Source organism: Cupriavidus sp. 05T41, assembly GCF_056396525.1.
Genome location: NZ_JBFTLQ010000008.1, coordinates 1 through 14,945 on the forward strand (window position 1 = coordinate 1; position 14,945 = coordinate 14,945).

Annotated in this window: 10 protein-coding genes and 1 pseudogene; 5 read left to right on the forward strand and 6 right to left on the reverse strand. The window is 69.0% G+C overall.

Going from position 1 to position 14,945, the window contains the following annotated elements; all coding sequences use genetic code 11:
- The 4 genes and pseudogenes from AC1DKV_RS06705 to AC1DKV_RS06720 all read right to left on the reverse strand — a co-directional run.
- Nucleotides 1-354 (reverse strand): annotated as a pseudogene (locus tag AC1DKV_RS06705) (thiolase family protein); the annotation flags it as partial.
- Between the two features lie 38 nt (nucleotides 355-392).
- Nucleotides 393-1,643, reverse strand: a complete 1,251-nt coding sequence (locus tag AC1DKV_RS06710; RefSeq protein ID WP_441611851.1) for an ABC transporter substrate-binding protein — start codon at nucleotides 1,641-1,643, stop codon at nucleotides 393-395.
- 75 nt (nucleotides 1,644-1,718) lie between these two features.
- Complete coding sequence (locus AC1DKV_RS06715; protein WP_477137512.1) at nucleotides 1,719-2,774, reverse strand: cyclase family protein; 1,056 nt, start codon at nucleotides 2,772-2,774, stop codon at nucleotides 1,719-1,721.
- A 3-nt stretch (nucleotides 2,775-2,777) separates the two neighbouring features.
- Nucleotides 2,778-3,602: an IclR family transcriptional regulator gene (locus AC1DKV_RS06720; RefSeq protein ID WP_441611853.1), complete on the reverse strand. Its 825-nt coding sequence runs from the start codon at nucleotides 3,600-3,602 to the stop codon at nucleotides 2,778-2,780.
- Between the two features lie 267 nt (nucleotides 3,603-3,869).
- Here AC1DKV_RS06720 and AC1DKV_RS06725 point away from each other — a divergent pair, with 267 nt between their 5' ends.
- On the forward strand, nucleotides 3,870-6,332 hold the full coding sequence (locus AC1DKV_RS06725; protein ID WP_441611854.1) for a penicillin acylase family protein: 2,463 nt from the start codon (nucleotides 3,870-3,872) through the stop codon (nucleotides 6,330-6,332).
- 29 nt (nucleotides 6,333-6,361) lie between these two features.
- On the opposite strand, the gene AC1DKV_RS06730 is transcribed toward AC1DKV_RS06725, so the two are convergent.
- Both AC1DKV_RS06730 and AC1DKV_RS06735 read right to left on the reverse strand, forming a co-directional pair.
- Nucleotides 6,362-9,421 (reverse strand): FAD-binding and (Fe-S)-binding domain-containing protein, encoded by a 3,060-nt coding sequence (locus tag AC1DKV_RS06730; RefSeq protein ID WP_441611855.1) that lies wholly within the window; start codon nucleotides 9,419-9,421, stop codon nucleotides 6,362-6,364.
- Nucleotides 9,422-9,506: 85 nt separating this feature from the next.
- Entirely contained in the window at nucleotides 9,507-10,193 is a 687-nt protein-coding gene (locus tag AC1DKV_RS06735) for a GntR family transcriptional regulator (protein ID WP_477131379.1), read from the reverse strand.
- A gap of 249 nt (nucleotides 10,194-10,442) precedes the next feature.
- On the opposite strand from AC1DKV_RS06735, the gene AC1DKV_RS06740 reads away from it, so the two are divergent.
- The 4 genes from AC1DKV_RS06740 to AC1DKV_RS06755 all read left to right on the forward strand — a co-directional run bounded on the left by AC1DKV_RS06740 (nucleotide 10,443) and on the right by AC1DKV_RS06755 (nucleotide 14,937).
- The gene (locus tag AC1DKV_RS06740; RefSeq protein WP_441611857.1) at nucleotides 10,443-11,648 is read left to right on the forward strand and encodes a pyridoxal-phosphate-dependent aminotransferase family protein; all 1,206 of its coding nucleotides are present in this window, start codon (nucleotides 10,443-10,445) and stop codon (nucleotides 11,646-11,648) included.
- A 95-nt stretch (nucleotides 11,649-11,743) separates the two neighbouring features.
- Nucleotides 11,744-12,742, forward strand: a complete 999-nt coding sequence (locus AC1DKV_RS06745) for a Bug family tripartite tricarboxylate transporter substrate binding protein (RefSeq protein ID WP_477137513.1) — start codon at nucleotides 11,744-11,746, stop codon at nucleotides 12,740-12,742.
- 178 nt (nucleotides 12,743-12,920) lie between these two features.
- Nucleotides 12,921-13,430: a tripartite tricarboxylate transporter TctB family protein gene (locus tag AC1DKV_RS06750; protein ID WP_441611859.1), complete on the forward strand. Its 510-nt coding sequence runs from the start codon at nucleotides 12,921-12,923 to the stop codon at nucleotides 13,428-13,430.
- Nucleotides 13,431-13,440: 10 nt separating this feature from the next.
- Nucleotides 13,441-14,937 (forward strand): tripartite tricarboxylate transporter permease, encoded by a 1,497-nt coding sequence (locus AC1DKV_RS06755; protein ID WP_441611860.1) that lies wholly within the window; start codon nucleotides 13,441-13,443, stop codon nucleotides 14,935-14,937.
- Nucleotides 14,938-14,945: the final 8 nt, after the last annotated feature.

The window sequence follows — 14,945 nt, forward strand, 5'->3', positions numbered from 1 at the left end:
GCTCTGGCCGCTCAGGCGGTTCTCCCCGGCCACCACCAGCACGTTGCGGCAGCGCCCCGCGCCCACCAGCTCGCGCGCCAGCATGGCCATCACGCCGCCGGTGGCGCCGCCCGATGCCACGCCGTGCGCGTACGCCGGATCGAGCGAGGCGTACTCGCAGAAACGCGTGGCCAGCATCAGGTGCGGCAGCGTGGTGGCATAGCCGCACAGCACGCCGTCGATGTCGGCGCGCGCCAGGCCGGCGTCGGCCAGCGCGGCGTCGGTGGCGGCCGCCATCAGGGTCAGCGGCGTGCTGCCCTCGATGCGGCCGAAGCGCGTATTGCCCGCGCCGCGCAGGTAAGCTGCATTTTGCATATCGTCTCGGTCAGTCCATCGCGTTCATTGCCCGGCGCTCATCGCTTCATCAGCGGGCACTGCGACTTGGCCGGCGGGATGAAGGCCTGGTCGCCCGGCACCGTGGCCAGCAGCTTGTAGTAGTCCCACGGGTACTTCGACTCGGCCGGCGTCTTGACCTCGAACAGGTACATGTCGTGCACCATGCGGCCGTCTTCGCGGATGCGGCCGTTCTTGGCGAAGAAGTCGTTGATCGGCATGGACTTCATCTGCTTCATCACCGCCGCGGTCTCGTCGGTGCCGGCGGCCTGGATGGCCTTCAGGTAGTGCATGACCGAGGAATAGGTGCCGGCCTGGCTCATGTTCGGCATCTTCTTGAGCTTCTCGAAATACCGGCGCGACCACGCGCGCGTGGCATCGTTCATGTCCCAGTAGAAGCCTTCGGTCAGCAGCAGCCCGGACGCGGTCTTCAGGCCGATCGCGTGGATGTCGTTGATGTACAGCAGCAGCCCCGCCATGCGCTGGTTGCCGCCCCTGGTCAGGCCGAACTCGCTGGCCGCCTTGATGGCGTTGACCGCGTCCCCGCCGGCGTTGGCCAGGCCCACCACCTGCGCCTTGCTGGCCTGCGCCTGCAGCAGGTAGGAGGCGAAGTCGCTGGCGCCGATGGGGTGGCGCGCGGCGCCCAGCACCTTGCCGCCGGTCTCGTTGATGACGTTGGTGGCGGATTCCTGCAGCGTGTGGCCGAAGGCGTAATCGGCGGTCAGGAAGAACCAGGTCTTGCCGCCGCGCTGCACCACCGCGCGCGCGGTGGAATTGGCCAGCGAATACGTGTCGTAGGCATAGTGCACCGACACCGGCGTGCACAGGTCATTGGTGATGCGCTCGGTGCCCGGGCCGGAGAACACCACAATGCGGTTCTTCTGCTTGGCCACTTCCAGCACGGCCAGCGCGGGCGCCGACGCGGCCACGTCGAGGATGGCGTCCACATGGCCGGTGTCGAACCATTCGCGTGCCTTGCTGGCGGCGATATCGGCCTTGTTCTGGTGGTCGGTCACCACCAGTTCGATCTTCTTGCCCAGCACCTTGCCGCCGAAGTCGTCGATCGCCATCTGCGCCGCGGTGGCGCTGCCGCGCCCGGTCACGTCGGCGTACAGCCCGCTCATGTCGAGGATCAGGCCGATCTTGACTTCGTCGTCGGAAATGCCGGGCTTGGCACCTTGCGCGCCGGCCTGGCCGGCGCCGCACAGCAGCGCGGCGGCCAGCGCCAGCACGCCCAGCGGGCGGCGCAGCAGCGGATGGTTGCGGTTCATGGTGATCTCCTCCATGGGCCTTGGTGGCCCGCGTTCTTCTTGGTTTCTATGAAACAGCGGGGAACCGGGCGGCGGCTAGACCGTCGCCACCGGCGTGGTGGGCGAGCCCACCGCGCCCGGCAGCCGCAGCGGCGGCGCGGTGAGCATGAAGCGCGAGCGCTGGTTGGCGCGCAGCCATGCCGCCAGTTCCTTCATGTACCAGAGCTCGCCTAGCGGCAGGCCGAGCTTGAACAGGCAGTGGTGGTGCAGCGGCAGCAGCGAGTGGTGCGTCTCGCCGGCCGGCGCGGGGCGCGCGGGATAGCGCTCCACCGCGTAGTTGTCGGCGATCAGCGCGGCGATGCCGGCATCGGTGATCCAGTTCAGGAGCTTGTCGTCGCGGCCGTCGAGCGCGCAGCAGCTGTGGTGCAGCACATTCTCGTCGGGCTCGCGCTGCATCGACAGCACCACCTCGGCAAAGCCGGTGCGCAGCAGCAGCATGTCGCCGCTCTCCACCTCCACGCGGTCGGCTTCGAGCACGCGCATCAGGTCGTCGTAGCCCACGTTGCGGAAGTCCTGCCCGTAGTTGTGCGCCAGGTCCACCAGCACGCCGCGGCCCTGCATGCCCTTCACGGCGAAGTTCTCGATGCCGAGCGCGCGCGCCTCGCTGTGGTCGTGGCCGCAGGCGTGCGCGGCGAAATGGTCGTCCTCGGCGTAGTCCACCGGGCCGACGATATGCTCGTTGGCGCGATAGCCGTTGTAGTAGACGCGCTCGGCGCGGCCGTCGCCGTCGGCGTCGAACAGCGCGCCCACGTGGGCCAGCGAATCCCATTGCGTGGAATACTGCAGCGACAGCAGCACCTGGTCGTCGCTGATCACGTCGGTGGCGGCGGGATCGACCTTGGCCAGCGGGAAATTCACGTAGGGGATGTCGTCGCGGAAGGTGGGGCGCAGCACCGGCGGGTTGCGGCGCGGGTTGAGCTTGTTGCCGCCCGGGTAGTCCAGCGGCAGCGACAGGCAGAACGACAGCCCGGCCTGTATCTCGCGGGCGCCCTTGCGGACCTGCTCCGGGCCGATCAGGTTGACGCGGCCAAGCTGGTCGTCGGGCCCGAAATCGCCCCAGTTGGAACCCTGTGGTCGTTGCTTCCAGCGCATGCTCTATGCCTCCGGTTGTGGGTTTGCGTGCGCGGCGGCCGTCTTGCGTGGCCGCCGTGCAATGGATGATTTTGGCGTGGGGGGGGTCCAGGCCGCGCACACGATCTCGGCTTCGCGCCGCAGCGCGCGCGCCAGCGCCGGCTCGCGCTCGGTGATGCGTTCGTTGAGCGCGGCGATGCTGATGGCGCCGAGCGGATAGCCGTCGGGGTCCGGCAGCGCGATGGCGATGCCGCCCATGCGCTCGACCACCACATCCAGCAGTACCGCATAGCCGCGCGCGCGGGTGGCCTCCACCTCGCGCAGCAGCAGGGCGCTGTCGATGCGCGGGTAGCGCTTGAGCGCGGGCGCGATGCAGCGCACGGCGGCCTCCACCTCGGCATCGGGCAGCGCCGCCAGCAGCGCCAGGCTCCCCGCGCCCACGCCGAGCGGACGCCGGCTGCCCACGTCGAGGTAGTTCGCGCGGATCGGGAAGGTGCCCGGGCGCAACTCCAGGCACACCGATTCGCAGCCGCTCGGCACCGACAGGATGGCGGTGTCCTCGAACGCCTGGGCCAGCCGGATCAGCGCCGGCCGCACGGCGGAGCGCGGGTCGATGCGGCGCACGCTGGTCGCGCGCAGGGCCAGCCATTCGGGGCCGAGCGAGAAGGCCTTGGTGTCGGCATCGCGCGCGATAAAGCCCTCGGCGGCCAGCGTGTCCAGCAGGCGCAGCGCAGAAGCCTTGTCCACGCCCGCCGCGCCGGCGAGGTCGGTCAGGCGCGTATTGCGCGGGTCGGACAGCGCGCGCAGCAGCCTGCAGGCCTTCTGTAGGGAAGTCGTCGGGACCGTCACGCGTGCGCACTCCGGGCAGAGGATTGTTTCAGGGAATGAAACCGGTTTGGTGGTTATAGACGCCTGTACCGGCCTCGTCATTCTGCGCTGCATCAAAGTTTTGCGGGATGAAATTCGTGCGAAGGCCTTGCCGGAACGCGGGGGCGCTTGCCCGGCGGGCGCCGGATTCGACCGCCAGCGCCGTCTTCCGCTATCCTTGGCGGCATTTCGCCGCGCCGGCAGGCGTGGCCAACCCATGCCGTACCCGCCCCTTCCAGGAGATTCCAGATGGTTCGCCGAGCCCGCCGCCTCGCCGCCGTACTTGGCCTGAGCGCCGCCGTGGGCGCCGCCGGCACCGCGCTGGCAGCGCCGCCGGCCGCCAACAACGCCGCCGCGGCGTCCAGCACCGAGCGCTACCAGGTGGCCGGCCTGGAAAAGCCGGCCAGCATCCTGATCGACCGCTGGGGCGTGCCGCATATCTATGCCAATACGCTGTACGACGCTTTCTACGTGCAGGGTTTCATGGCCGCGCGCGACCGCCTCTGGCAGATCGACCTGTGGCGCAAGCGCGGCCTGGGCGAGATGGCCAGGGACTTCGGCGCCGCTTACGTGGAGGGCGACCGCGCGGCGCGCGCCGTGCTGTTCCGCGGCGACATGTACCGCGAGTGGCTGGCCTATGGCTCCGACGCCAAGCGCGTGGCCGAGGCGTTCGTGGCCGGCGTGAATGCCTACGTGGCGCAGACCGAGGCGCGGCCAGACCTGCTGCCGCCGGAGTTTCGCGTGCTGAACTACAAGCCGGCGCGCTGGCGCGCCGAGGACATCGTGCGCATCCGCCACCATGGCCTCACCCTCAACTTCACCGGCGAGATCGACCGCGCGCAGATCTACTGCCACGTGAAGCCCGACGCCGTGCGCGCCGACTGGGTGCGCCGCGAGCTGGACCCGCCCGTCACGCCCAGGCTGCCGGACGGCCTGGACCCGTGCGCGCTGCCCGCCGCCGAGTTGCGCCGCGCCTATGAGCTGGCCACCGCGGCGCCGAGGTTCCCCAAGGAGTGGTGGAGCTCGGCCGCGGCCGGCAACATCCCGCACGAAGCGCTCTACGCCGTGCTCGACAACAACAGCGACACCGCGCGCAGCCTGGGCTCCAACAACTGGGTCATCGCCGGCGCGCGCACCGCCACCGGGCGGCCCATCCTGGCCAACGACCCGCACCGCGCGCACGGCGCGCCCAGCCTGCGCTATATCAGCCACCTGAACGCGCCTGGCCTGTCGGTGATCGGCGCCGGCGAGCCCTTCCTGCCGGGCATCTCGATCGGCCACAACGGCACCGTGGGCTTCGGCCTGACGCGCTTCTACATGGACCAGGAAGACCTCTACGTCTACGAGACCAACCCGGCGCAGCCGCGCGAGTACAAGTACCGCGGCCGCTGGGAGCCGATGGAAGCCGTGACCGAGGAGATTGCCGTCAAGGGCGAGCCCGCGCCGCGCAAGGTCAGCATCGACTTCACGCGCCACGGTCCGGTGCTCTACGCCGACGCCAAGGGCAACCACGCCTATGCGTTGCGCGCGGCCTGGCTGGATCTCGGCATGGCGCCGTACTTCGGCTCGATGGACTATATGCGGGCCCAGAACTGGGACCAGTTCCGCGCCGCCATGAACCGCTGGGGCGCGCCCGGCGAGAACCAGGTCTATGCCGACCGCGACGGCAATATCGGCTGGATTCCCGGCGGCCTGACCGTGATCCGCCCGAACTGGGACGGCCTTACCCCGGTGCCCGGCGACGGACGCTACGAATGGGCCGGCTACCGCAACATGGACGAGCTGCCGTGGGCCTACAACCCTGCCGCCGGCTTCGTGGTGACCGCCAACGAGAACAATATCCCGCCCAAGCATCCCGCTGCGAAGATGGGGGTGGGCTACGAGTGGAGCGACACGGCGCGCGCGCGGCGCCTCAAGAGCCTGGTCGCGGCCAATGCGCATTCGACGGTGGCCGACAGCATGGCCTGGCAGAACGACACCACCTCGCTGCCCGCGCTGCGCGTGGTGGCGCTGCTGGCCAATGTGCGCAGCGACGACGCGCAGGCCCAGCGCGGCCTGGACCTGCTGCGCGGCTGGGACGGCAACGAGCGTGCCGACAGCGCGCCGGCCGCGCTGTTCGAGGTCTGGTTCAGCAAATACCTGCGCCCGGCGGTGGTGCGCGCGGCGCTCTCGGCGGACGGCGCGCGCCTGGCCGGCTACGGCGATGCCAGCCGCGTGCTGGCGGTGCTGGAGCGGCCCGAGCCGTGGATGCCGGCGGAGCGCCGCAACGATGTCATCGTGAGTTCGCTCAAGAGCGCCATGACGGAAGTGGAGCGCAAGCTGGGGCCCGATCCGAAGACGTGGCAATGGGGCAAGCTGCACACCGCCGTGTTCGACCACCCGCTGCACCCGATCCTCGACGCCGCCGCGCGGCAGCGCTACGAAGTCAACGCCGGTCCCATCGGCGGCTCGTCGTTTACGCCGATGAACACCAGCTACCGCAACAGCGACTACCAGCTCACCGCGGGCGCCTCGTTCCGCATGGTGCTGGACGTCGGCAACTGGGATGCCTCGCGCGTGGTCAACACGCCGGGCCAGTCCGGCAATCCGGCCAGCCCGCACTATCGCGACCTCGCGCCGCTGTGGGCCAGGGGCGAGTACTTCCCGCTGCTCTACACGCGCAAGGCCGTGGAGAAGGAGAGCCGCGAGAAGGTCGAGCTGGTGCCGCAGTAACGTGGCTAAGCGGCTAAGCGGCTAAGCGGCTAAGCGAAGGCCACCGGCGCCGCCAGCGCCATCTCCAGGATGCGCGCCACATGCAGCGCCTCGCGCTGCGCGCCATCGTGGATCTGGTGGCGGCAACTGGTGCCGTCCGCCACCAGCAGGGTATCCGCATCCGCCTTGCGGATGGCCGGCAGCAAGGCCTGCTCGGCCATCCGCATCGAGGCGTCGTGGTGCTCCGCCTCATACCCGAAGCTGCCGGCCATGCCGCAGCAGGATGATTCGATCAACTCGGTCTTCAGGCCGGGGATCCATGACAGCACTTCCTGCACGGGGCGCACCGCGTCGAACGCTTTCTGGTGGCAGTGGCCATGCAGCAGCGCCTGGGTCGCGGCGAGCTGCGCGAGGGCTGGCGCGAAGCGCCCGGCCGCGCGCTCGCGCACCAGGAATTCCTCGAACAGGAAGGCGTGCCCGGCAAGCTGGCGGGCGGCGTCGCCATAGCCGTACTGGAGAAACTCGTCGCGCATGGTGAGCAGGCAGGATGGCTCGAGCCCGACCACCGCCACGCCGCGTGCGACATGGGGCAGCAATGCATCGAGCGTGCGCCGTGCCTCGGCCTTGGCCTCGTCCACCAGGCCGGCGGCGAGGAAGGTCCGCCCGCAGCACAGCGCGCGCTGGCCCGGGGCGGTGCCGAGATGCACGGTGTAGCCGGCGGCTTCCAGCACACGCCGCGCGGCGCGCGCGTTGGCGGGCTCCATGTGGTTGTTGAAGGTGTCGACGAACAGCAGAACCTCTTTGCCGCCTTCCGCCTTTGCGGAGGTGCCGCGGGCGTCCGCGCCCTGGAGGAAGGCGGGCTGCCAGCGCGGCAGCGTGCGCCGGGCCGACAGTCCCAGCACGCTTTCGCTCAGCCTGGCCAGCAGCGGCACGCGGTCGCGCAGGTTGAACAGCCATGGCAGGCGGCTGGCCACGCCGGCGTAGCGCGGCATCCAGGCCACCAGGCGGTCGCGCGCGGACAGCCGCCCGGCGCGCGCGTGGGCTGCCCGTACTTCGATCTTCATCTTGGCCATGTCGATGCCGGTAGGGCAGTCGCGCTTGCAGCCCTTGCATGACACGCACAGGTCCAGCGCGTCCTTCACCGCCGGCTCCAGCAGGCCTTGGGGCCCGAGCTGGCCGGACAGCGCCAGGCGCAGCGTATTGGCGCGCCCGCGCGTGAGATGCTGCTCGTCGCGCGTGATGCGGTAGCTCGGGCACATGGTGCCGGCGTCGAACTTGCGGCAGTGGCCGTTGTTGTTGCACATCTCCACCGCGGCGGCGAAGCCGTTGGCGGGATCGAGCCCCGTGCCTGGCGCGCTTTCCGCCTCGGTGACCGGATCGCGCATGACGTTCCACGCGGACCAGTCGAGCGCGCCCGCGAAGGGCTTTACCGTGTAGCCAGGCGGGAAGCGGAACAGCGCCGCTTCATCCATGCGCGGCGTGCGCACGATCTTGCCCGGGTTGCAACGGTGTTCCGGGTCGAACAGCGCCTTCACTTCCTCGAACGCGTGGTTGAGCGCGGGGCCGAACTGCCACGCCACCCATTCGCCGCGGCACAAGCCGTCGCCGTGCTCGCCGGAGTACGCGCCCTTGTATTCGCGCACCATGGCCGCGGCCTCTTCGGCGATGGCGCGCATCTTGGTGGCGCCGTCGCGGCGCATGTCCAGGATGGGGCGCACATGCAGCGTGCCGACGCTGGCGTGCGCGTACCAGGTGCCGCGCGTGCCGTGCTTGTGGAAGACCTCGGTCAGGCGGCTGGTGTACTCGGCCAGGTGCTCGAGCGGCACCGCGCAGTCCTCGATGAAGGAGACCGGCTTGCCGTCGCCCTTCATGCTCATCATGATGTTCAGGCCGGCCTTGCGCACTTCCCACAGCGCCTTCTGCGGCGCGGCTTCCGGCATCTCCACCACGGCGCCGGGCAGGCCCAGGTCGGCCATCAGCTCGACCAGCCGCGCCAGCCCGCGCAGGGTTTCGGCGCGCGCCTCGCCGGCGAACTCGACCAGCAGGATGGCCTCGGGCTCGCCCACCAGCGCGCGTTCGATCACCGGGCGGAAGGCGTCGTTGCGGCGCGCCAGGTCGATCATGGTGCGGTCCACCAGTTCCACCGCGGCGGGGCGCAGCCCGACGATATGGCGCGTCATCTCCATCGCCTGGAAGAAGGAGGGGAAGTTGATCACGCCGAGCGCCTTGTGCACCGGCAGCGGCGCGAGTTGCAGCGTGATGCGCCTGAAGTAGGCCAGCGTGCCTTCGGAACCCACCAGCAGGTGCGCCAGGTTGGCACTGCCGTCGGCCGTGTAGGGACGCTCGCTTTGCGGATGGAAGATATCGAGGTTGTAGCCGCCCACGCGGCGCAGCACCTTGGGGTACATCTGCGCGATGGCGTCGCGCTCGCGCTCGGCAATGCGGCGCACGCCGTCGGCGATATGGCGGTGGGCGGCGCCCTCGCCGGGCCAGCGCGCGTCGAAGCGCACCTCCTCGCCGCCGGCGAGGATGGCGTCGATGCCCAGCACGTTGTGGACCATATTGCCGTACTGGATCGAACGCGAGCCGCAGGAGTTGTTGCCGGTCATGCCGCCGATGGTGCATTGCGCGGCGGTGGACACGTCCACGGGAAACCACAGCCCGTGCGGCCTGAGCCAGGCGTTCAGGTGATCGAGCACGATGCCGGGCTGCACGGTGACGGTACGCGCGTCCTTGTCGAACGCGATGACCTCGTTGAGCCACTTGCTGTTGTCGATCACCAGTGCTTCGCCCACGGTCTGGCCGCACTGGCTGGTGCCGCCGCCGCGCGGCAGCAGCGGCGCCTTCAGGTCGCGCGCGATGTCCAGCGCGAGGCGTGCATCGGCCTCGTCGCGCGGCACCACCACGCCCAGCGGCATGACCTGGTAGATCGACGCATCGGTGGCGTAGCGGCCGCGGCTGGCCGTGTCGAACAGCACATCGCCGCGCAGCTCGGCGGCAAGGCGGCGCTGGAGCGCGGAGCCGGCCCGCGCGGCGCCCTGCATGCCGTGCGCGTCGCGGGGGATGAAGCGCAGTGGCTGGACGGCGGTGTTCTCGGTGGGCAATGCCATGGCTGTCTCTTCCTGGTGTGGGTGCAGGGAACGCAGCCGTGGCGCCGTCCTGCGCCGCATGCCTTGGCTTGCGGCGCGGCGTGCCTCAGGCCGCGTCCAGTCGATCTAGTTCGGCGATCAGCGCATCGCGCTTGTTCTTCAGGTGCTGGCGCAGGATCTCGCGCAGCGTCGCGCCATCGCGCGCGGCCAGCGCATCGAGCATGGCGCCGTGCTCGCGCACGGCCAGGTCCCATTTGTCCTGGTCGAAGTTGGAACGAAAGCGCAGGGCCTGGATGCGCAGGTTGATTCGGCGGTAGGTCTCCTCCAGGATCGGGTTGCGCGCCGCCGCGTTGATCGCGTCATGGATACGGCGGTTCAGGCTGTAGTAGTTCGGCAGGTCGCGCCGCGCGTGGCACGCCAGCATCTCGAAATGCAGCGCGCGGATCTCGGTCAGCTCCGCCGGCGTGATGCGCTGGCAGGCCAGCTCGCCGGACATGGCCTCCAGCCCGCCCATCATCTCGAACAGGTTGTCGATGGTCTCGCGCGAGAGCTGCACCACTTCGGCGCCCCGGTTGGGCAGCAGCGTGATGAGCCCGTCGCTGGCCAGCACCTTGAAGGCCTCCCGCAGCGGCGTGCGCGAAACCTGCAGCTGGTCGCACAGCACGCGCTCGTTGAGCCGGGTGCCCGGCGCGAGCTCGCCTTCGACGATCATCGTGCGCAGGCGCTGCGCCACCGCCACATGCAGGATCTGGCGGTCTACGGCGATGGCTTCGGGGGTCGAGATCATGTTCATGGCTTGACAATATTGTATTCAAAATCTACATTGGGGCAAGCAAGAACTTGCTTCGAGCTTGCCGGGCCGCACCGCGGCCCCGCCGCCGCCCCGCCAAAGCACAGCCAAATTCCCCGATAGGCCTTGAATTTACTGGGGTTTTTCCCTGATTGCAGCACGCGCGGCGGCACTACATTATCCCGTATCGCAGCGCCGCAGTGTGTCATTGTTTTTTGAATACAAAATTCAAAACCACGCCTGAGAGGTGACATGATCCGACTGAACTCCCATCCCAGCGGGCGGCATTTCCTGCAGATTCCCGGCCCCACCAATGTGCCGGACCGCGTGCTGCGCGCCATCGACCATCCCACCATCGACCACCGCGGGCCCGAGTTCCAGCAGCTCGGCAAGAAGGTGCTGGCCGATGTGCGCAAGGTCTTCCAGACCGCGCAGCCGGTGGTGATCTACCCGGCGTCCGGGACCGGCGCATGGGAGGCCGCGCTGGTCAACACGCTGTCTCCCGGCGATCGCGTGCTGATGTTCGAGACCGGGCATTTCGCCTCGCTGTGGAAGAAGATGGCCGACAAGCTCGGCCTGCAGCCGGAGTTCCTGGTGGGCGACTGGCGCCACGGCGTGGACGCCGCCGCCATCGGCGCGTACCTCGGGCAGGACCGTGGCCATGCCATCAAGGCGGTGTGCGTGGTGCACAACGAGACCTCCACCGGCGTGACCTCCGATATCGCCGCCGTGCGCCGCGCCATCGACGCGGCCGGCCATCCGGCGCTGCTGCTGGTCGATACGATTTCCTCGCTCGGCTCGGTGGACTACCGCCACGACGAATGGGGCGTGGACGTGACCGTGTCCGGTTCGCAGAAGGGCCTGATGCTGCCACCCGGCCTGTCCTTCAACGCCGTCAGCCAGAAGGCCATCGCGGCCTCGGCTTCGGCGCGGCTGCCGCGTGCGTTCTGGGGCTGGGACGAGATCATCGAGGCCAACAAGAACGGGTACTGGCCCTACACGCCGGCCACCAACCTGCTCTATGGCCTGTCCGAAGCCTGCGACATGCTGTTCGCCGAAGGGCTCGGCAACGTCTTCGCGCGCCACCAGCGCCACGCCGAGGCCACGCGCCGCGCGGTGCGCGCCTGGGGACTGGAGATCCTGTGCCAGAACCCGGCCGAATACAGCCCGGCGCTGACCGCGGTGCTGCTGCCGCAAGGGCATGACGCCGACGCCTTCCGCCGCATCGTGCTGCAGCACTTCAATATGTCGCTGGGCCAAGGCTTGTCCAGGCTGTCGGGCAAGGTCTTCCGCATCGGCCATCTCGGCGATTTCAACGACCTGACCCTGATGGGCACGCTGGCCGGCGTCGAGATGGGGCTGGCGCTGGCCGGCATCCCGCACCGGGCCGGCGGCGTGCTGGCGGCGATGGACAGCCTGCGCGCGTCCTCGGTGGCATTGGAGGCGGCGGCAAGGTAGGCGCGGTTCGCAGCACGGGCGGGCCCCGCGGTGCCGCCCGGCATGTGCCGATGTGCCGACAGAGCGCACGGCGATCCAACCAAAGGAGACAAGTCATGACCTTGCGTTTGACCTTGCGCGCGCTTGCGTGCGCCTCGCTGCTTGGCGCCGTGGGCACGCCCGCGCTGGCCTGGGAGCCGACCAAGCCGGTGGAGATCGTGGTGCCGTTCAGCGCGGGCGGTGCGTCCGACCAGATGGCGCGCTCCATCCAGGGCATCATCGCCAAGCACAAGCTGATGGCGCAGCCCGTCATCGTGCTCAACAAGGCGGGCGCCTCCGGCGCCGAAGGCCTGATGGACACCAAGGCTTCGCGCGGCGACGCGCACAAGCTGCTGGTCACTTCGTCCGCGCTCTATACCGTGCCGATGATCAGCCAGCTCCCGTTCAACTGGCGCGACCTCACGCCGGTGGCCATGGTCGCGCTCGACGAGTTCGTGCTGTGGACCAATGCCGAGGCGCCGTACAAGACCCCCGCCGACTTCGTCAACGACGCGAAGAAGATGGCCGGAAAAATGAAAATGGGCGGCACCAGCTCCAAGCGCGAGGACCAGATCATCACCGCGCAGGTCGAGCGCAAGACCGGCGCGAAGTTCATCTACATCCCGTACAAGGGCGGCGGCGAGGCCGCCACGCAGCTCTCCGGCAAGCACATCGACGCCAACGTCAACAACCCGTCCGAATCGATCGGCCAGTGGCGTGCCGGCGAGCACCGCGCGCTGTGCGTGTTCGCGCCGGCACGGATGAACTACTCGGCCAAGATCACCGCCACGCAAAGCTGGGGCGACATCCCCACCTGCAAGGAACAGGGCCTCGACGTGCAATACCAGATGCTGCGCGTGTTCATGCTGCCGGGCGGCGTGACGCCCGACCAGCAGAAGTACTACGTCGAGCTGATGCAGAAGGTGGTCGCCACGCCGGAATGGAAGGACTACCTCGAGAAGAACGCCCTCAAGAGCGACTTCCTGGCCGGGCAGAAGCTGGTCGATTTCCTCGGCGCGGACGAGACCCGCCACAGGGACATCATCAAGGAAGCGGGATTCGTGGCGGCGCGGTAGGCGCAGGCGCCTCGCCGGGTTTCTTCTGTCTGTGTTTCTCCCCGCTCCCCGCTCTCCTCTGCGCGCTCCCGCTCGCGGGAGCGGGGAACACGGCACCGCACCATCCGCGTACTTGCACATCCTTCAACAGAAGACAGGCGCGGCCCGCGGCCGCAGCCTCGCAAAAGGAGACCCCAGCATGAACGAACATCCCGAAGGCCATGCCGGCGCGGCGGCGATCTCGGTGCGGACCGCCGAGATCGCGGTCGCGCTGCTGATCGCCCTGGGCGCGGTGGTGGTGATGGTGAGCAACTACCGCATCGGTGCCGGCTGGGCGCCCGACGGCCCGGAGGCCGGGTATTTCCCGCTGCGCATCGGCGCCATTATCTTCGTGTCCTGCCTGGCGGTGCTGTGGCAGGCATGGCGCATGGACGGCGGCGGCGCCCCCTTCGTTACCTGGCCGCAGCTGCGCCAGGTCGGCGTGATCGTGGTGCCGCTGACCGTGTACGTCGGGCTGATCGCCGTGCTTGGCATCTATGTGGCGTCGGCCGTCTTCATCGCGGGGTTCATGGTGGCCATCGGCAAGTTCGCCTGGTGGCGGGCGGTGCTGGCCGGCGTGGCGATCAACGTGGTGCTGTTCTGGGTCTTCGAGATGCAGTTCCGCGTGCCGCTGCCCAAGGGCCCGCTCGAAGCGGCGTTCGGTTTCTGAAGAGGCGGCCATGGAAGAACTCAACTCACTGATGGGCGGCTTCGCCGTGGCGATGTCGTGGCACAACGTCGGGCTGATGCTGGTCGGCATCCTGCTCGGCATCGTGGTGGGCGTGCTGCCCGGCCTGGGCGGCCCCAACGGCGTGGCCATCCTGCTGCCGCTGACCTTCAGCATGGAGCCCACCTCGGCCATCATCATGCTGTCGTGCATCTACTGGGGCGCGCTGTTCGGCGGCGCCATCACCTCCATTCTCTTCAATATTCCCGGCGAGGCCTGGTCCGTGGCGACCACTTTCGACGGCTACCCGATGGCGCAGCAGGGCCAGGCCGGGCGTGCGCTGACATCGGCCTTCACCGGCTCCTTCGTCGGTGCGCTGGTGGGCGTGCTGCTGATCACCTTCCTCGCGCCGATGGTGGCGAAGTTCGCGCTGCGCTTCGGCCCGCCTGAGTTCTTCGCGGTCTACTTCCTCACCTTCTGCAGCTTCATCGGCATGGGCAAGGAAAGCAAGCCCAAGATCCTGATCGCGATGTGCGTGGGCTTTGCGCTGGCGGCGGTGGGCATGGACACGGTTTCCGGCACGCTGCGCATGACCTTCGGCTCCACCGAGCTGCTGCGGGGCTTCGATTTCCTGGTGGTGGTGATCGGCCTGTTCGGCATCAGCGAGATCCTGATGACGATGGAAGAAGGCATCGCGTTCCGCGGCAAGCGCGCCAACATCGACCTCAAGGTGGTGCTCAAGACCTGGGCCGAGCTGCCGCGCTACTGGCTGACGCTGCTGCGCTCGTCGGTGATCGGGTGCTGGCTGGGGGTGACGCCCGGCGGCGCCACCGCCGCGTCCTTCATGGGCTACGGCGTGGCCAAGCGCTTCGCGCGCGACCCCGACAGCTTCGGCAAGGGCAATGTGGAGGGCGTGATCGCGCCGGAATCGGCCGCGCACGCGGCCGGCACCAGCGCGCTGCTGCCGATGCTGGCGCTGGGCATTCCCGGCTCCGCCACCGCCGCGGTGCTGCTGGGCGGCCTGATGATCTGGGGGCTGCAGCCGGGGCCGCTCCTGTTCACCGAGCAGAAGACCTTCGTGTGGGGCCTGATCGCCAGCATGTACCTGGGCAATATCGCCGGGCTGCTGGTGGTGCTGTCCACGGTACCGCTGTTCGCCGCCATCCTGCGCATTCCGTTCGCCATCATCGCGCCGCTGATCCTGGTGGTCTGCGCCATCGGCGCCTTCACCGTGCACAACGCCATGTTCGATGTCTGGCTGATGCTGATCTTCGGCGTGGTGGGCTATGTGCTCAAGAAGCTCGACTATCCGCTGGCGCCGCTGGTGCTGGCCCTGGTGCTGGGCGACCGCGCCGAGGACGCATTCCGCCAGACCATGCTGATCTCCTCCGGCAGCATGGAGGTGTTCTGGTCCAACGGGCTGGTCGGCACCATCATGGCGCTGGCGGTGACCAGCCTGGTGTGGCCGCTGATCGGCGGCCTGCGCCAGCGCCGCCGCGCGCTGGCCTGAGCCGAAGA

What these genes read in the sequence shown, in the direction of transcription:
- AC1DKV_RS06710 (WP_441611851.1), bottom strand. Translation starts at nt 1,643, where the DNA reads ATGAACCGCAACCATCCGCTGCTGCGCCGCCCGCTGGGCGTGCTGGCG.
- AC1DKV_RS06715 (WP_477137512.1), bottom strand. Translation starts at nt 2,774, where the DNA reads ATGCGCTGGAAGCAACGACCACAGGGTTCCAACTGGGGCGATTTCGGG.
- AC1DKV_RS06725 (WP_441611854.1), top strand. Translation starts at nt 3,870, where the DNA reads ATGGTTCGCCGAGCCCGCCGCCTCGCCGCCGTACTTGGCCTGAGCGCC.
- AC1DKV_RS06730 (WP_441611855.1), bottom strand. Translation starts at nt 9,421, where the DNA reads ATGGCATTGCCCACCGAGAACACCGCCGTCCAGCCACTGCGCTTCATC.
- AC1DKV_RS06735 (WP_477131379.1), bottom strand. Translation starts at nt 10,193, where the DNA reads ATGAACATGATCTCGACCCCCGAAGCCATCGCCGTAGACCGCCAGATC.
- AC1DKV_RS06740 (WP_441611857.1), top strand. Translation starts at nt 10,443, where the DNA reads ATGATCCGACTGAACTCCCATCCCAGCGGGCGGCATTTCCTGCAGATT.
- AC1DKV_RS06745 (WP_477137513.1), top strand. Translation starts at nt 11,744, where the DNA reads ATGACCTTGCGTTTGACCTTGCGCGCGCTTGCGTGCGCCTCGCTGCTT.
- AC1DKV_RS06750 (WP_441611859.1), top strand. Translation starts at nt 12,921, where the DNA reads ATGAACGAACATCCCGAAGGCCATGCCGGCGCGGCGGCGATCTCGGTG.
- AC1DKV_RS06755 (WP_441611860.1), top strand. Translation starts at nt 13,441, where the DNA reads ATGGAAGAACTCAACTCACTGATGGGCGGCTTCGCCGTGGCGATGTCG.